We start from the raw sequence: 281 nt of genomic DNA, 5'->3' as shown, positions 1-281 counted from the left end.
AGCTTGTTGAATTTCGTTAGAAATTCACTCGGTTTTTTGCTTGGTAAAATCTATTTGCTTACTTATCTAGTTTTCAATGTGCAATAAAAAATTATGGTGGAGACTAGCGGGATCGAACCGCTGACCTCCTGCGTGCAAAGCAGGCGCTCTCCCATCTGAGCTAAGCCCCCTAATTGGGTAATTAAATTTTAATGGTGGGCCTAAATGGACTCGAACCATCGACCTCACGCTTATCAGGCGTGCGCTCTAACCAGCTGAGCTATAGGCCCATTCTTAAATTG

General features: G+C 43.8%; 2 tRNA genes. Both read right to left on the bottom strand.

Features of this window, described 5'->3' with window-relative positions:
* Window positions 1-94: 94 nt before the first annotated feature.
* Window positions 95-170, bottom strand: a tRNA-Ala gene (locus LQ598_RS13725).
* Between the two features lie 22 nt (window positions 171-192).
* Window positions 193-269 (bottom strand) — tRNA-Ile (locus tag LQ598_RS13720).
* Window positions 270-281: the final 12 nt, after the last annotated feature.

This window comes from Mammaliicoccus sp. F-M27, from assembly GCF_022387115.1.
Classification (GTDB): Bacteria; Bacillota; Bacilli; order Staphylococcales; family Staphylococcaceae; genus Mammaliicoccus; species Mammaliicoccus vitulinus.
The sequence above is the reverse complement of the archived record's forward strand: the minus strand, read 5'-3'. Positions and strand labels throughout refer to the sequence as shown.